We start from the raw sequence: 963 nt of genomic DNA on the forward strand, positions 1-963 counted from the left end.
GGCAACGACCGTTGCCGGCTAGAGCTGAACACACAATTGAAGAGTGTGCTTGTTCGCTCGAAACCATTAGGGTTTCGGTGGTCATAGCGTGAGGGAAACGCCCGGTTACATTTCGAACCCGGAAGCTAAGCCTTACAGCGCCGATGGTACTGCAGGGGGGACCCTGTGGGAGAGTAGGACGCCGCCGAACAATCTTTGGAGGACCCCTGGTCCCAGCGTTCAGCTGGGACCAGGGGTCCTTTTGTTTTTACAATGCTTGCGGTACCGAAGACAGGAGTCACCATGTCCACCAACTCTCCCGACGACCGACCGGAGCGCGACCAGCGGCGACGGGACAGTGGTGACCGCGGTGAGCGTGGCGGACACCGCGGAGACCGCAACGACCGTGGAGACCGCGGTGGTTACGGCCGTCGCGATGACCGCCGTGACGACAACCGTGGCGGCGGCTACGGCCGCCGTGACGACAACCGCGGTACGGGGTACGGCAGTCGGGACGATCGGCGTGGCGATGAGCGTGGCGGCGGCTCCGGCCGTCGTGATGACCGTCGCGACGACAACCGCGGTGGCGGCTCCGGCCGCCGTGATGACAACCGTGGTTCCCGCCCGGGGTTCCAGCGTGACGATCGCGGGGATCGAGGCGGATACGGTCGGCGCGATGACAGAGACAGTGGTCCCCGCCGTGACGACCGTGGTGAGCGTCCCGGCTTCCGCCGTGACGACCGCCGCGACGTTCGGCGTGATGACCGTGGTGAACGTCCTGCCTTCCGTCGCGACGACCGCGACGACCGTGATGACCGTGGCGGATTCCGCCGGGATGACCGGCGTGGTGACGACCGCGGTGGTTACGGCCGTCGGGATGATAACCGTGGCGACAACCGTGGCGGCGGTTACGGTCAGCGCGACGATCGCGACCGTGGTCCCCGCCGTGACGACCGGGGCGACCGTCCTGGCTTCCGCCGTGAC

1 rRNA gene and 1 pseudogene are annotated in these 963 nt (G+C 66.8%); one reads left to right on the forward strand and one right to left on the reverse strand.

Annotated elements, in window-relative coordinates:
- Nucleotides 1–73 precede the first annotated feature (73 nt).
- A 5S ribosomal RNA gene (gene rrf / locus LQ326_RS47275) occupies nucleotides 74–190 on the forward strand.
- 29 nt (nucleotides 191–219) lie between these two features.
- Here the strand turns inward: rrf and LQ326_RS48185 are convergent.
- A pseudogene (locus tag LQ326_RS48185) lies at nucleotides 220–963 on the reverse strand (hypothetical protein); the annotation flags it as partial.

Source organism: Streptomyces shenzhenensis, from assembly GCF_021462265.1.
Lineage (GTDB): Bacteria > Actinomycetota > Actinomycetes > Streptomycetales > Streptomycetaceae > Streptomyces > Streptomyces shenzhenensis.